We start from the raw sequence: 16,776 nt of genomic DNA, 5'->3' as shown, positions 1-16,776 counted from the left end.
ATGTACGTAGCCGTCAAGGGCGGGGAAGCCGCCATTGCCAATGCCCACAGCCTGCTGGCCGACCGCCGCCGCGGCGACCGTTCGCTGCCCTCGATCTCCATCGAGCAGGTCGTCGAGCAGCTCGGGCTCGCCGTCGATCGCGTGATGGCCGAGGCCTCGCTTTATGACCGCTCGCTTGCAGCGCTCGCCGTGCGCCAGGCGCGCGGCGACATGATCGAGGCGATCTTCATCCTGCGGGCCTACCGCACGACACTGCCGCGCTTCGGCTATTCCGAGCCGATCGACACGGCGAACATGAAGGTCGAGCGCCGTGTCTCGGCAACCTACAAGGACTTGCCGGGCGGCCAGCTCCTTGGTCCAACCTTCGACTACACCCACCGTCTACTCGACCCTTCGCTGATCGCGGACGAGATGGTCGCTGAGCCGGCGGTCAAGGAGCCAGGCGAGCATGTCATGCGTGTTTCCGACATTCTCGATGGCGAAGGCCTCATCGAGGGCGACGGCCAGATGCCGGAAGGCCACGTGATGGGCGATCTCACGCGGGAGCCGATGGAATTCCCGATGGCGCGGGACCTTCGCCTGCAGGCACTCGCCCGCGGCGACGAAGGCTTTCTGCTGGCGCTCGCCTATTCCACCCAGCGCGGCTACGGCCGCACCCACCCCTTCGTCGGCGAGGTCCGGATCGGCGAGGTCGAGGTCGAGCTTGACCTGCCGGAGCTTGGCTTTGCCGTTTCGCTCGGTGTGATCCGCGTCACCGAATGCCAGATGGTCAACCAGTTCAAGGGCTCGGCCAAGCAACCGCCGCAGTTCACGCGCGGCTATGGCCTCGTCTTCGGACAGAGCGAGCGCAAGGCCATGTCGATGTCGCTCGTCGATCGGGCGCTTCGCACCGACGAGTTCAGCAAGGACATCGTCGCCCCCGCCCAGGATCAGGAATTCGTCATCTCGCACGCCGATAACGTCCAGGCGACCGGCTTCGTCGAACATCTGAAGCTGCCGCACTACGTCGACTTCCAGGCGGAGCTCGACCTCGTGCGGCGCATGCGCCGGGAATACGAGGCCGCCCGCACAGGGGCGAGGACGGCATGAAGGAGGCCGCCGAATGAACGACCTTGCCACCTACAATTTCGCCTATCTCGATGAACAGACGAAGCGGATGATCCGCCGGGCGATCCTGAAAGCCATCGCCATTCCCGGCTACCAGGTGCCTTTCGCCTCGCGCGAAATGCCGATGCCCTATGGCTGGGGCACCGGCGGCGTGCAGGTGACCGCCTCGATCCTTGGCCCCGACGACGTTTTGAAGGTCATCGACCAGGGCGCCGACGATACGACCAATGCCGTTTCGATCCGCGCCTTCTTCCAGAAAGTCGCCAACGTCGCCGTCACCACGACGACGAAGGAAGCGACCATCATCCAGACCCGCCACCGCATTCCGGAGGAGACCCTGAAGGAAGGCCAGACGCTCGTCTATCAGGTGCCGATCCCCGAGCCCTTGCGCTTCCTCGAGCCGCGCGAGACCGAGACGCGCAAGATGCATGCGCTTGAGGAATATGGCCTCATGCATGTGAAGCTCTACGAGGATATCGCCCGCAACGGCCATATCGCCACGACCTATGCCTATCCGGTCAAGGTCGAGGGCCGTTACGTCATGGACCCGTCGCCGACGCCGAAATTCGACAATCCGAAGATGCATATGTCGGGAGCGCTCCAGCTCTTCGGCGCCGGCCGTGAGAAGCGCATCTATGCGGTGCCGCCCTATACCGAAGTGGTCAGCCTCGATTTCGAGGATCACCCCTTCGAGATCCAGAAATTCGACAAGCCCTGCGCGCTCTGCGGCGCCGAGAACGTCTATCTCGACGAAGTGGTGCTCGACGACAAGGGCGGGCGCATGTTCGTCTGCTCCGATACCGACCATTGCGAAGACCGGCGCGCGCACGGCCATGCCGGGCACATGCTGGCCCGCCCAACGCCAGAAAGCCAGGAGGCCGCAGAATGAGCGCCGTTCCGCTTCTAAAAGTCAACGACGTCTCGAAGTTCTACGGCAGCCGCATCGGGTGCCGCAACGTCTCCTTTGAGCTCTATCCGGGTGAAGTGCTGGCGATTGTTGGCGAATCCGGTTCCGGAAAAACGACGCTCCTGTCGTGCCTCTCGACCCGGCTGATGCCGACCTCGGGCATCGTCGAATATCATATGCGCGACGGGCAGTACCGCGATCTCGCCCGCATGGGCGAAGCCGAGCGGCGCTTCCTGATGCGCACCGACTGGGGCTTCGTTCACCAGAACCCGGCCGATGGCCTCAGGATGACGGTGTCGGCCGGCGCCAATGTCGGCGAGCGGCTGATGGCTATCGGCGACCGGCACTACGGCAATATCCGCGCCGCCGCCTGCGACTGGCTCACCCGCGTCGAGATCGACGAGGACCGGATCGACGACCAGCCGCGCGCCTTTTCCGGCGGCATGCGCCAGCGGCTGCAGATCGCCCGCAACCTCGTGACCTCCCCTCGCCTCGTCTTCATGGACGAGCCGACCGGCGGCCTCGACGTCTCGGTGCAGGCCCGCCTGCTCGACCTCGTGCGTGGTCTCGTCCACGACCTCGGGCTTGCGGCGATCATCGTTACCCATGACCTCGCCGTGGCGCGGCTCCTTTCGCACCGGATGATGGTGATGAAGGACGGCGCCGTCATCGAGCAGGGATTGACTGACCGGGTGCTCGACGACCCGCGCGAGCCCTACACCCAGCTTCTCGTTTCCTCGATTTTGCAGGTCTGACGCATGATCCCGAAAAGTGAAACTCGGTCTTCGGACAAGATCATGCGCAAAGGAAAGTAAAAGTCATGGCTACTCCACTCGTTGTTTCAGAAGTCGCCAAAAGCTTCACCATGCACTTGCGCGACGGCGTGCGCCTGTCGGTGGTCGCCAATGTCTCCTTCTCGGTGAAGGCCGGCGAATGCGTCGTGCTCGGCGGCCCCTCGGGCGTCGGCAAGAGCTCGATCCTCAAGATGCTTTACGGTAATTACGGCGTCGACGAAGGCCAGATCCTGATGGAGCATGACGGCCGATTGGTAAATCTTGCGACGGCAGAGCCGCGCATGGTGCTCGAGGTGCGGCGCACGACGCTCGGCTATGTCAGCCAGTTCCTGCGGGTCGTGCCGCGGGTCTCCGCGCTCGACATCATCGCGGAACCGTTGCAGGCGCGCGGTGTCTCAGTCGAAGAGGCACGGGAACGGGCGGCGGATTTGCTCGCGAAACTCAACCTGCCGAAGGAACTCTGGACCTTACCGCCGGCCACCTTCTCCGGCGGCGAGCAGCAGCGGGTCAACATCGCCCGCGGCTTCATCACCGACCACAAGATCCTGCTGCTCGATGAACCGACCGCCTCGCTCGATGCGAAGAACCGCGCCGTGGTCGTCGAGATGATTGCTGCGAAGAAGGCGGAAGGTGCAGCTCTGGTCGGCATTTTCCACGACGAGGAAGTGCGTGACGCGGTCGCCGACCGCATCATCGACGTATCCGAATTCTCGCCAAGGAAGCAGGCGGCATGAGCCAGAAACTCGGGATCGAACCTTTCATTCACCCAACCGCCCGCGTGGTGAATTCGACGCTCGGCCGCTACACCGAAGTTCAGGAGCGCTCGCGTCTCGACGAGGTGGAGTTCGGCGACTACTCCTACGTCATGCAGGATGGCTCGATCTGGTGCGCGACGATCGGCAAGTTCGTCAACATCGCCGCATCGGTGCGCATCAATGCCACCAACCATCCGACCTGGCGCGCGACGCTGCACCATTTCACCTATCGTGCGCCGAACTATTGGGACGATGCCGACCTCGATCACGATCTCTTTGCCTGGCGGCGCCAGAACCGGGTAACGATCGGCCATGATGTCTGGATCGGTCACGGCGCGACGATCCTGCCAGGCGTTACCGTCGGCAACGGCGCGGTAATCGGCGCTGGCGCCGTGGTCTCCAGGGACGTCGCCCCCTATACGATCGTCGGCGGCGTTCCGGCAAAGCTCATCCGCGAGCGGTTTACGGCCGAGATCGGCAGGGGCATGGATCGGCTCGCCTGGTGGGATTGGGAGCATGCCAAGCTGCGGCGCGCGCTCGACGATTTCCGTCATCTGACCGCCGAGGAATTCCTCGTCCGGTACGGTTGAGTTGTGATCCAAAGCGCGTCGCATTCAATCGGACTCATGCGACGCGCTTTAGGTCCTTGTTTTTATGCATGTCGTTGTCCCAAAACCGCTGCACACTTTTGGGCGACATGCATTAATGCCCGTTCACCAGCTTCAGGATAAGCTGGTGAACATTGCCGCCGTCGCTCATCTCGACCCGGTCGTAATCCCGGCTGCGCTGCCGCTGCGCGAGCGAAAGCGCGCCGAGGCGCTTGGTCAGTTCGGTCCTGATTTTGCGGCAGGCCGGATCATCGGGTACCGTCAGACCCACGGACGTGCTTTCGATCTGGCGCACCATGTCCTTGATGAAATCGCCATGCACGCGTTCATGCTTGTGAACGCCGGCGATGAACGTCTCCCAATTCTCGCGCACACCCGCCGGCAATGCTTTTGCCGGCTTGGGCAGCATATAGGTGATCGTAAGCTTTGGACGCGCCGTCGAGAGAACGCAGGCATCACCCTGCGGCTCGTATTTCCGGGTCCAGGTCAGCTTGAAATCCGTATGCGCGATCGCGCGAACCGGGCCCAGCTTCGGCCCCCGCTCGCCGATCGATGCATAGAGCTCGGCACCGGTTTCTCCCGAAATGGCGTAGGATCGCACCTTCTCAACTGCCTGCCATTCGGCGTGCGCAACGGCAGGCAATGCCACGACGCAAGCCGCCAACAGACAAGAACGAACGGCTGCCCCCACGCAATTCCCCCTGCAAACCGATACGACACTTCTATACGTTCGTCGCTGCCGGACGATACCGGCAACAACAAGGTTTGGAGCAATTCCGGGAAAGTGCGTAGCGGTTTCCCCCAGGAATTGCGTAGTTCCAGAGAGTTAGATCATTTCACCGGTTCAATGAAGCCTAGTTGACGGCGTTGAGCGTCATCGACGTGCCGGCAGCAGCGATATTGAGCCCGAGCTGACCGGTTACGCTGATCGCCTGCAGATGGATCGAGCCGGCCGTGCCGCCGATGAGCACATTTGCACCGACGCCGGCGCCGACGGTCGCTTTGGCTGACGCACCCTGGTAGATGCCGCCGAGCGATCCGCGATGATAGCCGGCGGTCGGCGCCAGCACGGCCCAGATCAGCCGGCTGCGGGTGGTGAAACCGACATCGACACCGAGTTTCCTGATCTCGCCCGCATAGTGATCCGAAGCCTCGCCTGCGAGGGTGGACCGGAAGACGCAATCGACTTCCTTGGCAGAACCCAGAACATAGCCGGCGCCGCCGCCGATGTTGCAGTCGAGATAGCCGATCTTCACGCCCCCATGCAGATCCGGCTCGAGCGCCGGCGCCGGTGCCGGAGCCGGGTAGCTTGGGACGTCGGCGGCATTGGCGGCAACAGTCCCCGCGAAAACCAGCGCCGCGACGGACGCCTTCACGGCAAAACTCTTCTTCATTCATGGTCTCCTTTTCGGACGGCAACGGGGGCTGGCGCTCGATCGTTCAGCAAACAAAGCGCAGGAAGGGTTGGCAGACGGTAGGGAGCGCAACGTTAGTTGCCGATTGGGCTTTTCCAAGGCAAGCCGAACCCGGAACGCACTTCTGGGCGGCAGTCACGTCGCGAACAACCGAAAAGACACGATCGACTCAAGCGCGTTTTCCACAACGCGATATGAGCTTAAGAAGCGCTCGCCGCCGCCCATCGGGCCTGATGTCAGCCCGTCGCCAGGATCGCCACGTAGGCAAGCACCGTTACAATCAATCCTCGAAAAGCAAAATTGACGAAGCGGTATTTGCTACACGCGATCGACGCGAGGGCATCGGCATTCTCGATATATTGCTGAAACAGATAGGCCGTTTCGCCGCCTGCTGCCGCTGTGCGAAACGTCTCGCGATGCGACAGCCAGCCACCCCAGAAGAGTGTTGTCGACGTCGCGCTCTTTCGCGGCAGAACGACGAAGATCGCCGAAATGATCGAAAAGATTGAAGCAAGCGCCAGCGATGCCGACAAAATCATCGCCAATGGATCATCGCCTAGATAGCGTTGCCAAGTGAACACGTTTCTTCCCTCAGCCGAACTGATCAGGAAGGCAAACATGAAGGTAAAGATATAGGCCGCCTTCTGGTCGGACATCTTTATTTGGTCATAAAAGACGTCGTTGATCTTCCGGATGTGATCGTAATAGGCGCTTGGCCCGAGCTGCAGCGGCAATACTTCATCCGAAAGGTCAATGCTGTATACGTTTTCGCTAATCCCCATTTAAACCAGCCCCCTCGCACTGTTTCCCTATTAATACACCGTGGCGATAAAAAAAGCCGTCGCACCACAGAGAACTTGACTTTTTTCTCCTAAAAATCCACTGGATTCTCAAGAATGAGGGTGGGGACTCGGCAATGAGGGGACGGTTATCGGGGGTCGTGGTTGCCGCCACGGTGCTGCTTGCGCCGTGGTCGACGTTTGCCGAGCCGACTCCGCGCCAAGCGCCCGCAGCCGGTTCCGTTATCGCCCGCAAATCCGGCGAGGAGGTGCGCTTTGTCGACGTCTCCAACTGGCGGGTCGTTGACCTCGCCCAGGACCTGCTCCCGGGCGACGTCTTGCGCACCAACGCGGTGGGCGCGCTCGCCGTAGTCTTCAGAGACCACACGCAGATCCGGCTCGGACGCAACACCGCCTTGCGCGTCAAACAGATCGGCGCGGGAGATTCCAACCTGGAATTGCAATCTGGCACGATCTGGGCCCGCGCCGAGCGGGGCGGCGAAGGCCTGGTGATCGACACGCCCGCCGCAACAGCGGCCATCCGCGGGACGGACTGGACGCTGACCGTCGGCGGCGACGGCAAGACCTCGCTGGTCGTTCTCGAAGGTGTCGTCGAGCTCAGCAACGCCTATGGCAGCGTGACGGTGAAGCAGGGCGAAGGCGCGGTGGCCTCGATCGGCAGCGCGCCAACCAAGATCGTGATCGTCACGCCAAAAGACCGCGAGCAGATGCTCTTCCATCTGTCGTTGCGCGATGCTTTCGTCTGGATGCCGTCGACGCCGCTCAGGGTTGCCGATATGCGGCGCGAACGGGCGCGGATCGAGTCGCTGCCCGAGGGGGGCCGATCAGCGGAAGACTGGCTGATGCTCGCGGAGATCTACCTTCCGCTCGACGGACGGGAGAAGGCTCAGGCGGCCCTTTCGCAGGCGCGGCGCCGCGGTCTCTCGCCCTCGCAATCGGCGCGCGGGGATCTTATTGAGGGTCTCATTGCCGGTTCAGAAAACCGTTACGAAGACGCCGCAAGGCTCTTCGCACGGGCGGCTCCCGGGCTTGATGCCAAACGACGCTCCATTGCCTCCTATGGTGGCTATTTCGCCCGCGCTCTTGCAAATCCCGAGCGCGTCGAAGAGCCGCCGCATCAGGCCACTGGTTCCTACGGCGCGTTGGCCGAGGCGTGGACTGCCGGGTTCCGCACCGACATCCGCGCCGCGATCGAGACGATCAAGAAGGCGGAAAGTCGGTATCCCGATGATCCCATGCTGCCGGCTGCGCGCGCTTTGTTCGCAACGTTGCTTTACGATCGGGAGGAAATGCGAAGCGGCATTGAGAGGGCACTGTCGATCGATCCGGAAGATCCGACCGCGCTTGAAGCGCGCTCCAATTACCGTTTCTATGTCGAAAATGATAGCGAAGGCGCACGGGCGGACCTCGAACGCGCCCTGGATGTAGCACCAGGCTATGCGCGTATCTGGAATTCGCTCGGTCTTATCCAAGGGAGCCGCGGCGACAATCGTGCGGCAGAGAGTGCCTTCAAAAAGGCTATCGCCCTCGACCCTGGTGACCCGCTCTATCATGCGAACCTCGCGATCCAGTATCTGGACGAATTCCGGATGGAGGAGGCCAAGCGCGAGATCGACGCGGCACTGGCTGCCGATCCGTCCTTCGATCTAACGCTTATCGCGCGCGGCCGTTACCATCTGCAAAACGGCGATCTCGACAAGGCGGTCAACGACCTGCTCGCGGGCTCGACGGCTAATCCTTCCTACTCCAACGCCCAACTCCTGCTCGCCGCTGCACATTATGAGAAGGGTGATCGCATCCCGGCGGCCCAGGCACTCGACAACGCCGACAGGCTCGATCCGAACGATCCGGTCGTGGCCACCGCGCGGACAGCGATCGCCATCGACGCCTATGACGCGGACGCCGCAATCCGCAACGCCCAGGAAGCGATGCGCCGCACCCGCGCGCGCGGCGGCGATACGGCGGCGCTCGGCGCCAACCAGGAGCAAGGTTCGACGCTCAACGACGCCTTCCGCCTGCAGGGGCTCGATGCCTGGGGCCAATATTACGGCGACGCCGTCTTCGATCCCTTCACCGGCGCAAGCTATGTCGACCAGGCGGTCCGCGGCAGCGTCAATCCGCTCTTCAACACGTTCGATTTCGCCGCGAATGCGATCACGAACTCGGTCAACCCCACCAGTTTCTCGGCTCTGATCCAAGGGCTGCTGATCGAGCCGCACATGCTCGCCAGCCGCGAACGGACGGTCAATTTGCTGCATTCGCCGTTCTTTGAAGTGGAGCTTGGTGGCGGGTTCATCGCCAACGAGAATCATACCGGATGGATAGGAGAAGCGGCGGTTCGCGGATTTACGGTCTCCCCGTTCCCGATCAGCGTCTTAGGTACCTTCCAGTGGGAGGAGCTGAAGGACACAATTGATCTAGATGACGGCCTCAAGATGGAGCGTGAGTTGCGCTTGATCGGCGGAAACGGGTACGTCACCGCGACGCCATCGCCCGATGACAGAATCGTCGCGTTTCTGAACATGGCGGAGGCAGACGACAGCCGCGATGTATTCGACATTCCCGATCTCAGCTTGTTCCCGTTCAGCGCTCGTGACTCGCTCGATGATGACAGCTCCTCGAGTCTAATCTCCGGTGTCGCGTGGAGCCACACGTTCGGATATGAAAATGTCGCCAACGCTGCCTTCTTCTTTAGCGACAGGGAGATCGTCAACACCTCCCGCGCGGTTCTCTCCGACATCCCGCTCCCTGATCTTGTACACCTCAGGAGCGAGCAGAATGAAACAAGTTATATCGGAGCTCTGAGCCATCTTTACGGTGACGGCGATCTGACCTGGCGATACGGCATCGAGGCCGGTGCCGTAAGATCCTCAAACGAGATCGATCTCTTCGGCCTACTTGTGCCTTCGACGTCCACGTCTTCTTCATCCACCCAGGCGCTGATGAAGGCCTATGTCGATGGCCTTTATGAAATCACGCCCGATCTGAAGGTCGAAGGTGCGCTGTTTGCCCGCTATATAGAGGACGTGAACAACGACGAGATCCGGCTCGAACCGAAGGTCGGTGTCGCCTGGGCGCCGTTCGAGGGGCATTGGCTGCGCGCAGCCATCCAACGCGAAGGCTACAATTTCGGCACGGCCACGCTGGCGCCCGTCGGAATCGTCGGGCTGCAGCCCAATCAGTTCCTGATCGGCACCGAAGGCTATGCCGACACATTGGCTCTCCGCTGGGACGCCGAGTGGAACGACTGGCTCTTCACCGCAGTCGACTACCAGCATCAGGAAATCCGCGACGGCTCGATCGATCTCCCGTTCTCGATAGCGGACTTCGACTTCGAAAAGGGCAGAGTCGACCGTGTGTCTTTGACCGCTAACCTTGCGCTCAGCCACGGCTTCGGCCTGTCGGCGACCGTCGCCCGCACAGAGAGCGATGACCTCTCGACGGGCGGCGAACTCCCGTTCCTGCCGGAAAACTCGGGCCAGGTGGCGCTGACGTGGGTCAGCACCGCGAACATCAAGACGACGATGGCGGCAAATTATGTCGGCGAACGCGTCGACGGCGCGACGACCTTGGACGATTTCTGGACGCTCGATGCCTCGCTCCTATGGGAGCCCTTCGACAAGCGGTTCGAGGTGGAACTCGCCGGCTTCAACCTGCTCGACGAGGAATTCGAGGTGCGAGACGGCCTTCCGGGCTGGGGGCCCACGGTCAAGGGCACCGTTAAAGTGCGGTTCTGATGAACACGCCTGCTCCAGCGCTCGTCCCGCAACGCTTTTCCGCGGCAATCGGTCGGATTCGCCGCTCCGCGCGGCGGATGAAGCTTGCCGTCTTGACCGCCTTCGTCGCCGCCCTCGTCTCGCTTGTGTCGCTGACGGGCAGCTGGACGCTCGTCGATCTGCGCGCCTATGACTATCTCTCGATCATCGGCCGGCCTCCGCTCCCGGAAAACGGGCCTATCGTTGTCGCCATCGATGAGCCGTCGATGGCGGAGATCGGCAGCCAATGGCCCTGGCCGCGCGCTCTGCACGCCCGCCTGATCGAGTCGCTGAGGCGCGCCGGCGCGCGGGCGATTGCCCTCGATGTCATCTTTGCCGAGCCGGCCGCCGCCGCGGAAAACGATGCGGCACTGGCCGCGGTCCTCGGGCCCGACATCGTGCTTGCCGGCGACCAGTCAGTAATCGAAACGCCACAGGCCGACCAATTCGTCCGCACCGAACCCCTGCCGCTTTTCACGAGCAAGGGAGCGAAAGTGGGCATCGCCTCCGTCAATTTGAGCGGCGATGGCACGCTCAGGCAGATGCCGCCCTATACGGACGGCTTCGCGGTGACGCTCGCAACCGTCGCTGGACGAGACCCAGCGGCGCCGCCGACGAGGTCCCTGATCCAGACCTTCGGCCCGGCGCGCACCTATCCGACCGTTTCCTATTACCAGGCGCTCGATCCGGAAAATTTCTTGCCGGCGGACATCTTTCGTGATCGCGTCGTCATCGTGGGCCTGAGCCTGCAGAATGCACCGTCGCTCGCGGCTGGAGGAGTCGATGCCTTTGCCATCTCCGACACGGTCTTTTCGCGCAACCTCGTCGCCGGCGCCGAAATCCAGGCGACGATCTACGACAATCTCGTGCATCGGCTGTTCGTCAAGCGGGCGGGGACGCCGATCGCCATACCGGCGATCATCCTCGCCGCCTTGGCCGCGGCCCTGGCAGTCTCCGAATCGACGAGCTGGAGGACACTCGGCTACGGCGCTGCTGCCCTCGCGCTGGTCTTCCTGGCAAGCTATGCCTTGATGCGTCTCGGCCACGTCTTCGTCTCGCCGATCGGTCCGGGATTGGCTTTCTTTGGCGTTGCGGTCGGACAGGCGGGTCTCGACTATGCCGAAGAGCGCAAGCAGCGACGCGAGATCACGCGCGCCTTTTCGCAATATCTGTCGCCCGCGCTCGTCGAACGGCTGGCCCAGGATCCTTCGCAACTGAAGCTCGGCGGCGAGAGGCGCGTGCTGTCGATCCTCTTTTGTGACGTTCGCGGCTTTACGACGATTTCGGAGGACATGAAGGACGATCCGGAGGGGCTGACGACGCTTATCAACCGGCTGCTGACGCCGCTTTCGGAGGCCGTGCTCAACCGAGGGGGCACGATCGACAAATATATCGGCGACTGCCTGATGGCCTTCTGGAACGCCCCGCTCGACGATCCAGATCACGCCGTCCACGCCGTTCAGGCGGCGCGCGACATGCTCATCGCCCTTGCAAGCCTCAACGCAGAACTGGAAGCCGAGGCAAGAGCCGCAGGCCGCCCGCCGAAGACATTGCGCATCGGAATCGGCATCAACACCGGCGAATGCATCGTCGGCAACATGGGCTCGGCCCGCCGCTTCGACTATTCGGCGCTTGGCGACGCGGTCAATCTCGCGTCACGCCTCGAGGGAGCGTCGAAGGACTATGGCATCTCGCTGCTTATCGGAGAGCGCACGGCGAAGCTCGCGGCGGCGAGATTTCCGATCGCCGAAGTCGACCGGATCACCGTGAAAGGCCGAAGCGAGGTCTCGCCGGTATTCACGGTCGCTGACGGCGCCAACAGGGCCGCGCTCGAACATCATCACCGCTTTCTCGAAGCGAAGTATCAGGGCGCGGTTACCGCCGATGATGCGTCATTCGATCAGCTCAAGACGGAACTGCCGTCGCTTGAACGCTACTATGAACGCGAGCGGGAACGGCTTTCGCGTTAGCGCAATCCCGCCGACGCCGACCAGGCACGCTTCAGCCACGACGTTCAACGCCCGACGTAAACGGGCTTTCTCTTCTCACGGAACGCGATACGCCCCTCGCGCCGACCCTCGCTGTCCCGAAGTATCACCCAGACCTGTTCCGAGAGCCGGTAGGCCTGGGCCGTCGTAAACGAATACGGCGGCTATGGACGCGAGCAAGGAATCGACGCGCTTTGACACTACACTCAGCTCAAATCCGTGATCATTCGCCTTTGAAACCTACCGCATGTTTCCTAAGTCGTAGCCGATTCAACGATAAAAACATGCAGTAATTCAAAGCACTACAGCGTCCTGCGCGTCTGACAAGACGCGCAGAGCTATGGGCGGCGACAGCCCGGACAGAGTATGAGCAATGGAAAACGATGACCTCATTCTGATCGGAACGGTGGAGTACCGGCGCCTCGCCACCGCGATGGTCATGGCTGGTTTCGCCACCTTCTCGCTTTTGTACAGCGTCCAGCCGCTTCTGCCGGAGTTTTCCACGACGTTCGGGATCTCGCCCGAGAACTCGAGCCTCGCTGTCTCGCTGGCGACCGGCCCGATGGCAGTCGGGATTCTGGCTGCCGGCTGGCTCTCGGACCGGATAGGGCGTCGCACATTGATGATATACTCGCTGATCTCCGCGGCGCTCTTCGGGATCATGGCGGCAATTGCGCCAACGTGGGAGAGCTTGCTCGTGCTGCGCTGTCTGTCCGGCATAGCGCTCGCAGGCGTCCCTGCCGTCGCGATGACCTACATTGCCGAAGAGGTAGAACCGCCCGCTATCGGTCCCGCCATGGGCCTTTACATCGCAGGTTCGGCGTTCGGCGGGATGATCGGGCGGCTTGGCGCCGCGGTGGCCACCGAGTGGCTCGGATGGCGGTGGGCGATTGCCTCGATGGGCCTCTTCAGCGCGGCAGCCGGGATCGTCTTTTGTGCCAGCGCCCCGGCATCGCGCGCATTCCGGCCGCAACGCCATTCCCTTCGGTCCTTCCTCAGCGGTTATGCAAGCGTGCTCCGCGACCGAGTTCTGCTGATGCTCTATGGCACCGGGTTTCTCATGATGGGAGCCTTCGTCACGATCTACAACTACGTGCCGTATCGGCTGGCCGTCGAACCCTACGCCCTTGGTCATGCCGAGATCGGCGCAATCTTCCTGCTCTATATGCTCGGATCGGCAAGCTCGGCCTCGTTCGGGAAGCTGGCGGGTCGGATCGGCGTGCGCCCGACGTTCTGGCGACCTGTCGTCGTTCTCCTGATCGGCCTACTGCTGACTGCGCCCTCTCCACTCTGGGTCATCGTTTCAGCGATAGGGATCGTCACGATGGGTTTTTTCGGCGCACATACCGTCGCCTCGAGTTGGGTCAGCAGAAGAGCCTTCGACAATCGCGGCTATGCGAGCGCTCTTTATCTCTTCGGCTATTACGCCGGCTCGAGTCTGCTTGGTTCTGCCGGTGGGGTGATGTGGAGCAAGTGGGGCTGGGCGGGGGTCACCGCGTTTACCGCCGGGCTTTGCATCGCGGTCCTGGCGATTGCGTTCATCATCGCCCGCGCGCCGCCGCTCGCCAATCCCCGACAGCCTAAGACTGGTCAGCAACTGCCGGGTTAGCGCCGGGCCAATGGCAGATATCAAGCCCGCAAAGCCGAAGCGATCGCGCTTGCCACGTTTTGCGCCTGCACGCGGATATCCGGAACCGCGGTGATTTCCCAGAACTGGCCTGCCGTCAAAGCACCGACCGCGTAAAGTCCTGGCTGCGGCTCTTTCTGCAGATCGAGCACACGGGAGTCCTTGTCGACAGAGAGGCCGAGTCCAAGCTCGTCGGGGCTGATCAGCCCCTGTCGCTGCATTTCCCGAAGCAGCGGCGAATGCGCAACGCCGGCCCGCTCCATGCCGGTGCAGTTGACGATCCAATCCGCATCAAAAGATCGGGGCCGGTGGCTTTGCCTTTCCCGATACGTGACCAATGCGCAGCGGCGCCCTTCTTCGATCGTCTCCAGAAAGCCGGCATGAACCGTGACGATGCCATCTCGTCTCAAGGCCTCGAAACGTGAAGCGATCTCAGGGGCGATCCGATGGCGATGCACGTTCCACCACGCCAGGCCGTGGCGCAGGAACCGCGCACGCTGCTCTTTCGTCAGATCCTGCCACAGCTTTTGCGTCACTGGTCTGAGGCCGTCCATCAGCCCGCGCCAGTCGGCCCCGTTGCGAACCTGCCTGCGAAAGCGCGCGAGCAGCGCGCTGATTTCTCGCGAGCCTCCAAGCTGCGGCTCGACGGCCCGCGCTCGACGGTCGGCCGGCGGATGCGCATGCGGAAGCAGGCCGCGGCGCGACAGAACGCGGAAACGCCCTCGATGGCCGTGCACCCGCAAGGCAAGCACCTGATCGATCATCGTTAATCCGGATCCGAGGATGCAGATCGTGTCGCTCGGGCCGACCTTCCGGAGCCAGCTCAGCCGCCATGGATTGCGCACGATGCGACCTTCGACGCCGGCGTCGATTTTCCCCGCCGCGAGCGGCAGATCGGCGTTGCCGATGCCAAGGCAGAGCACAACGTTTCGCGCGCTAAGTTCAGCGGCGTTGTCGAGATGAAAGACAAGCCCCGCCTCGCTGCAATGAACGCAGTCCGTCGCCTTGGCCTTGACGAAATCAACCTTCGCCCGCCGCTCGTGGTCACGCAACAATGATGCCAGCCGGTCGCGCAAGTAAAGGCCATAGTCTCCCCGTGACGCGAAGCCGTCCGCGGAAACCTGCCGCATGTGCTCTCCAAGCCATTCGACAAAATCGTCGGGCTTCTCGGGAAAGAGGCTCATCCGTCCGGCAGGGACGTTCAAACGATGGACAAAAAACTCCGTGCGATAGGCAGTGCCCCTTCCAAACCCCGGGTCATCGCTGACGATCGCAATCGAAGTGGAGGCTGGCAGCAGCCGGAGCAGGTTGATCGTCACCGCGATCGCTGAAAAGCCCGAGCCAACAACAGCGACATCGTAAAGCAAACGCGTCTCCCTGATCCGTTGTCCCTTGCAAGTACCGGAATGCGTAGGGCGTCCGCCAAGACCGACCTGAAGGCCCTGCACAAAACGTTCATCACGGACAATGGTTGCGCAGATTAACGATTATTTCTACAGAAATTATCAATCTCGAGGAAAGGCTGTTAGCTGATGCTGCCTCTGGCGCACGACTGCGCCAGAGCGACAGGTGCCAAGCCGATGGCCGCTACTATGATCGCTTGAGAGAGGCTCCCCGGCGCGCGAACACGTGCGGTTCGCCGCTGTCCATCCGGTTGCGCCGAAGTTCCATAAATTCAAGCAAATAGATGTCGTCCGAGCCCGGGCCGCGAGGATTAGAGAGGAGTTCGGCAATGGGCGCTGCATCTTCACAGCCCATGCGGCGGTCGCGATCGTTTGTGCCCAATTGACGGTCTCCAGTTCTCTGGCGACCGTGTTATGCCGACGCGTCCAGATCCTCTTTGCGCCGCAGCAAGCACTGCGGCGAGCATCGGCGACTGAACGAAATACGTGATGAGTCTGAAATCGCCGCGTGTGCCGGAATGCGGTTCACGCCCCGCCCAGGCGCCTGATATTGCCCGCCAGTTCCGCCGCAAGCCTGGTGGCGGCCGCCGTCGCGCCGGCCATCTGCGGCAGGATCAACCATTCGAGCGTCCAGGCAGAACCGGAGCGTTCCTGCTCGTGGATGAGCGCCTGATGCACCCCCGCGAGCAGGGTGGCATTGAACCGCGCCAAGGTGACCAGCACTTCCGCCGCAACCGGATTCTGCTTGTGCGGCATGGCGGAGGAGCCGCCGCCGCCGGCAAGCACGATCTCCTCGCTGGTTTGCGCCATCATCGCCACATCCTGGCCGAACTTGCCGAGGCTGCCCGTGATCAGCGACAGCAGATTGGCGAAGTCCGCCACCGCCGAGCGCTGGCTGTGCCATTGCGGACAATCGACCAGCGCTAGCTCCTCGGCGAGCGTCTCGCGAACGGCCTCCGCCATGTCCCCGAGTTTATCGAGCGTGCCGGCGGCGCCGCCGAACTGTACGGCGAACAGGTCCCGGTCCATGGCCTCGAGGCGGTCCTGATGGTCGAGAAGCGGCTCGATCCAGGCACGCAGGCGATCCGAAACCGTGATCGGGATCGCCGCCTGCATGCGCGTACGCCCCATCAGGGGACGAAACCCCCATTGCCGGTCGCATTCTTCAAGCACCGCCACGACATCGCGGAGACGGCAGCCGAAGAGTTCGGCGATCGCCTTCAGCCGCAGCATCAGGCTGGTGTCGATGACGTCCTGGCTGGTGGCTCCGAAATGCACGTGGCTTGCAGCGTCGGCGCCGACTGCCGCGCGCAACTGCCGGACCAGTTCCGGAACGACGACGCCGTCTGCCGCCGTCGCGCGGCGCAGCGCCACGACATCAGGTGAAAAGCCACGACAGGCTTCGTTGATGCGATCGGCCGCAGAACGCGGAATGATCCCGTGCTCCGCTTCGGCCCGCGCGAGCGCTGCCTCGAAAGCAAGCATGGCGCGGATATCGGCCACGGCGGAAAATTCCGCCGCCACGGCCTCGTCGCCAAGAAGACCGGAAAGATAGGGATGATCAAAGGCCGAGTAGGTCATTCCACATCTCCAGGATCCCGCCTTCCCGCGCGAGGC

At 62.6% G+C, this 16,776-nt stretch carries 12 protein-coding genes and 1 pseudogene; 8 read left to right on the top strand and 5 right to left on the bottom strand.

The annotated features are described in order from the left end of the window. From PZN02_RS28305 to PZN02_RS28285, 5 genes and pseudogenes are all read left to right on the top strand, one after another. Nucleotides 1-1,106: pseudogene (locus PZN02_RS28305) on the top strand (carbon-phosphorus lyase complex subunit). Further along, nucleotides 1,103-1,996 (top strand): alpha-D-ribose 1-methylphosphonate 5-phosphate C-P-lyase PhnJ, encoded by an 894-nt coding sequence (locus tag PZN02_RS28300; protein ID WP_280662256.1) that lies wholly within the window; start codon nt 1,103-1,105, stop codon nt 1,994-1,996. The pseudogene PZN02_RS28305 and the gene PZN02_RS28300 overlap by 4 nt, the downstream one beginning before the upstream one ends. Continuing rightward, nucleotides 1,993-2,769, top strand: coding sequence for a phosphonate C-P lyase system protein PhnK (phnK, locus tag PZN02_RS28295; RefSeq protein WP_280662255.1), 777 nt, complete (start codon nt 1,993-1,995; stop codon nt 2,767-2,769). The genes PZN02_RS28300 and phnK overlap by 4 nt, the downstream gene beginning before the upstream one ends. A 65-nt stretch (nt 2,770-2,834) precedes the next feature. Next, the gene (gene phnL, locus PZN02_RS28290) at nt 2,835-3,542 is read left to right on the top strand and encodes a phosphonate C-P lyase system protein PhnL (RefSeq protein ID WP_280662254.1); all 708 of its coding nucleotides are present in this window, start codon (nt 2,835-2,837) and stop codon (nt 3,540-3,542) included. After that, the gene (locus tag PZN02_RS28285; protein WP_280662253.1) at nt 3,539-4,153 is read left to right on the top strand and encodes a DapH/DapD/GlmU-related protein; all 615 of its coding nucleotides are present in this window, start codon (nt 3,539-3,541) and stop codon (nt 4,151-4,153) included. Before phnL ends, PZN02_RS28285 begins: the two co-directional genes overlap by 4 nt. Nucleotides 4,154-4,265: 112 nt before the next feature. On the opposite strand, the gene PZN02_RS28280 is transcribed toward PZN02_RS28285, so the two are convergent. From PZN02_RS28280 to PZN02_RS28270, 3 genes are all read right to left on the bottom strand, one after another. Then, nucleotides 4,266-4,862 carry a DUF922 domain-containing Zn-dependent protease gene (locus PZN02_RS28280; protein ID WP_280662252.1) on the bottom strand — a complete coding sequence of 199 codons (597 nt, stop codon included), beginning with the start codon at nt 4,860-4,862 and terminating at the stop codon, nt 4,266-4,268. A gap of 163 nt (nt 4,863-5,025) precedes the next feature. Continuing rightward, complete coding sequence (locus tag PZN02_RS28275) at nt 5,026-5,565, bottom strand: DUF992 domain-containing protein (RefSeq protein ID WP_280662251.1); 540 nt, start codon at nt 5,563-5,565, stop codon at nt 5,026-5,028. Between the two features lie 257 nt (nt 5,566-5,822). Continuing rightward, nucleotides 5,823-6,368, bottom strand: coding sequence for a Pycsar system effector family protein (locus PZN02_RS28270; RefSeq protein WP_280662250.1), 546 nt, complete (start codon nt 6,366-6,368; stop codon nt 5,823-5,825). 134 nt (nt 6,369-6,502) lie between these two features. On the opposite strand from PZN02_RS28270, the gene PZN02_RS28265 reads away from it, so the two are divergent. From PZN02_RS28265 to PZN02_RS28255, 3 genes are all read left to right on the top strand, one after another. Further along, on the top strand, nt 6,503-10,123 hold the full coding sequence (locus PZN02_RS28265; RefSeq protein ID WP_280662249.1) for a FecR domain-containing protein: 3,621 nt from the start codon (nt 6,503-6,505) through the stop codon (nt 10,121-10,123). Continuing rightward, the gene (locus PZN02_RS28260; protein WP_280662248.1) at nt 10,123-12,111 is read left to right on the top strand and encodes a CHASE2 domain-containing protein; all 1,989 of its coding nucleotides are present in this window, start codon (nt 10,123-10,125) and stop codon (nt 12,109-12,111) included. The genes PZN02_RS28265 and PZN02_RS28260 overlap by 1 nt, the downstream gene beginning before the upstream one ends. A gap of 391 nt (nt 12,112-12,502) precedes the next feature. Next, the gene (locus tag PZN02_RS28255; RefSeq protein WP_280662247.1) at nt 12,503-13,738 is read left to right on the top strand and encodes an MFS transporter; all 1,236 of its coding nucleotides are present in this window, start codon (nt 12,503-12,505) and stop codon (nt 13,736-13,738) included. Between the two features lie 20 nt (nt 13,739-13,758). Here the strand turns inward: PZN02_RS28255 and PZN02_RS28250 are convergent, their stop codons facing one another. Next, complete coding sequence (locus PZN02_RS28250) at nt 13,759-15,123, bottom strand: FAD/NAD(P)-binding protein (protein ID WP_280662246.1); 1,365 nt, start codon at nt 15,121-15,123, stop codon at nt 13,759-13,761. Nucleotides 15,124-15,684: 561 nt separating this feature from the next. Continuing rightward, nucleotides 15,685-16,740 carry a 3-carboxy-cis,cis-muconate cycloisomerase gene (locus PZN02_RS28245; RefSeq protein ID WP_280662245.1) on the bottom strand — a complete coding sequence of 352 codons (1,056 nt, stop codon included), beginning with the start codon at nt 16,738-16,740 and terminating at the stop codon, nt 15,685-15,687. Nucleotides 16,741-16,776: the final 36 nt, after the last annotated feature.

Source organism: Sinorhizobium garamanticum, from assembly GCF_029892065.1.
In the GTDB taxonomy this organism is placed as follows: Bacteria; Pseudomonadota; Alphaproteobacteria; order Rhizobiales; family Rhizobiaceae; genus Sinorhizobium; species Sinorhizobium garamanticum.
The sequence above is the reverse complement of the archived record's forward strand: the minus strand, read 5'-3'. Positions and strand labels throughout refer to the sequence as shown.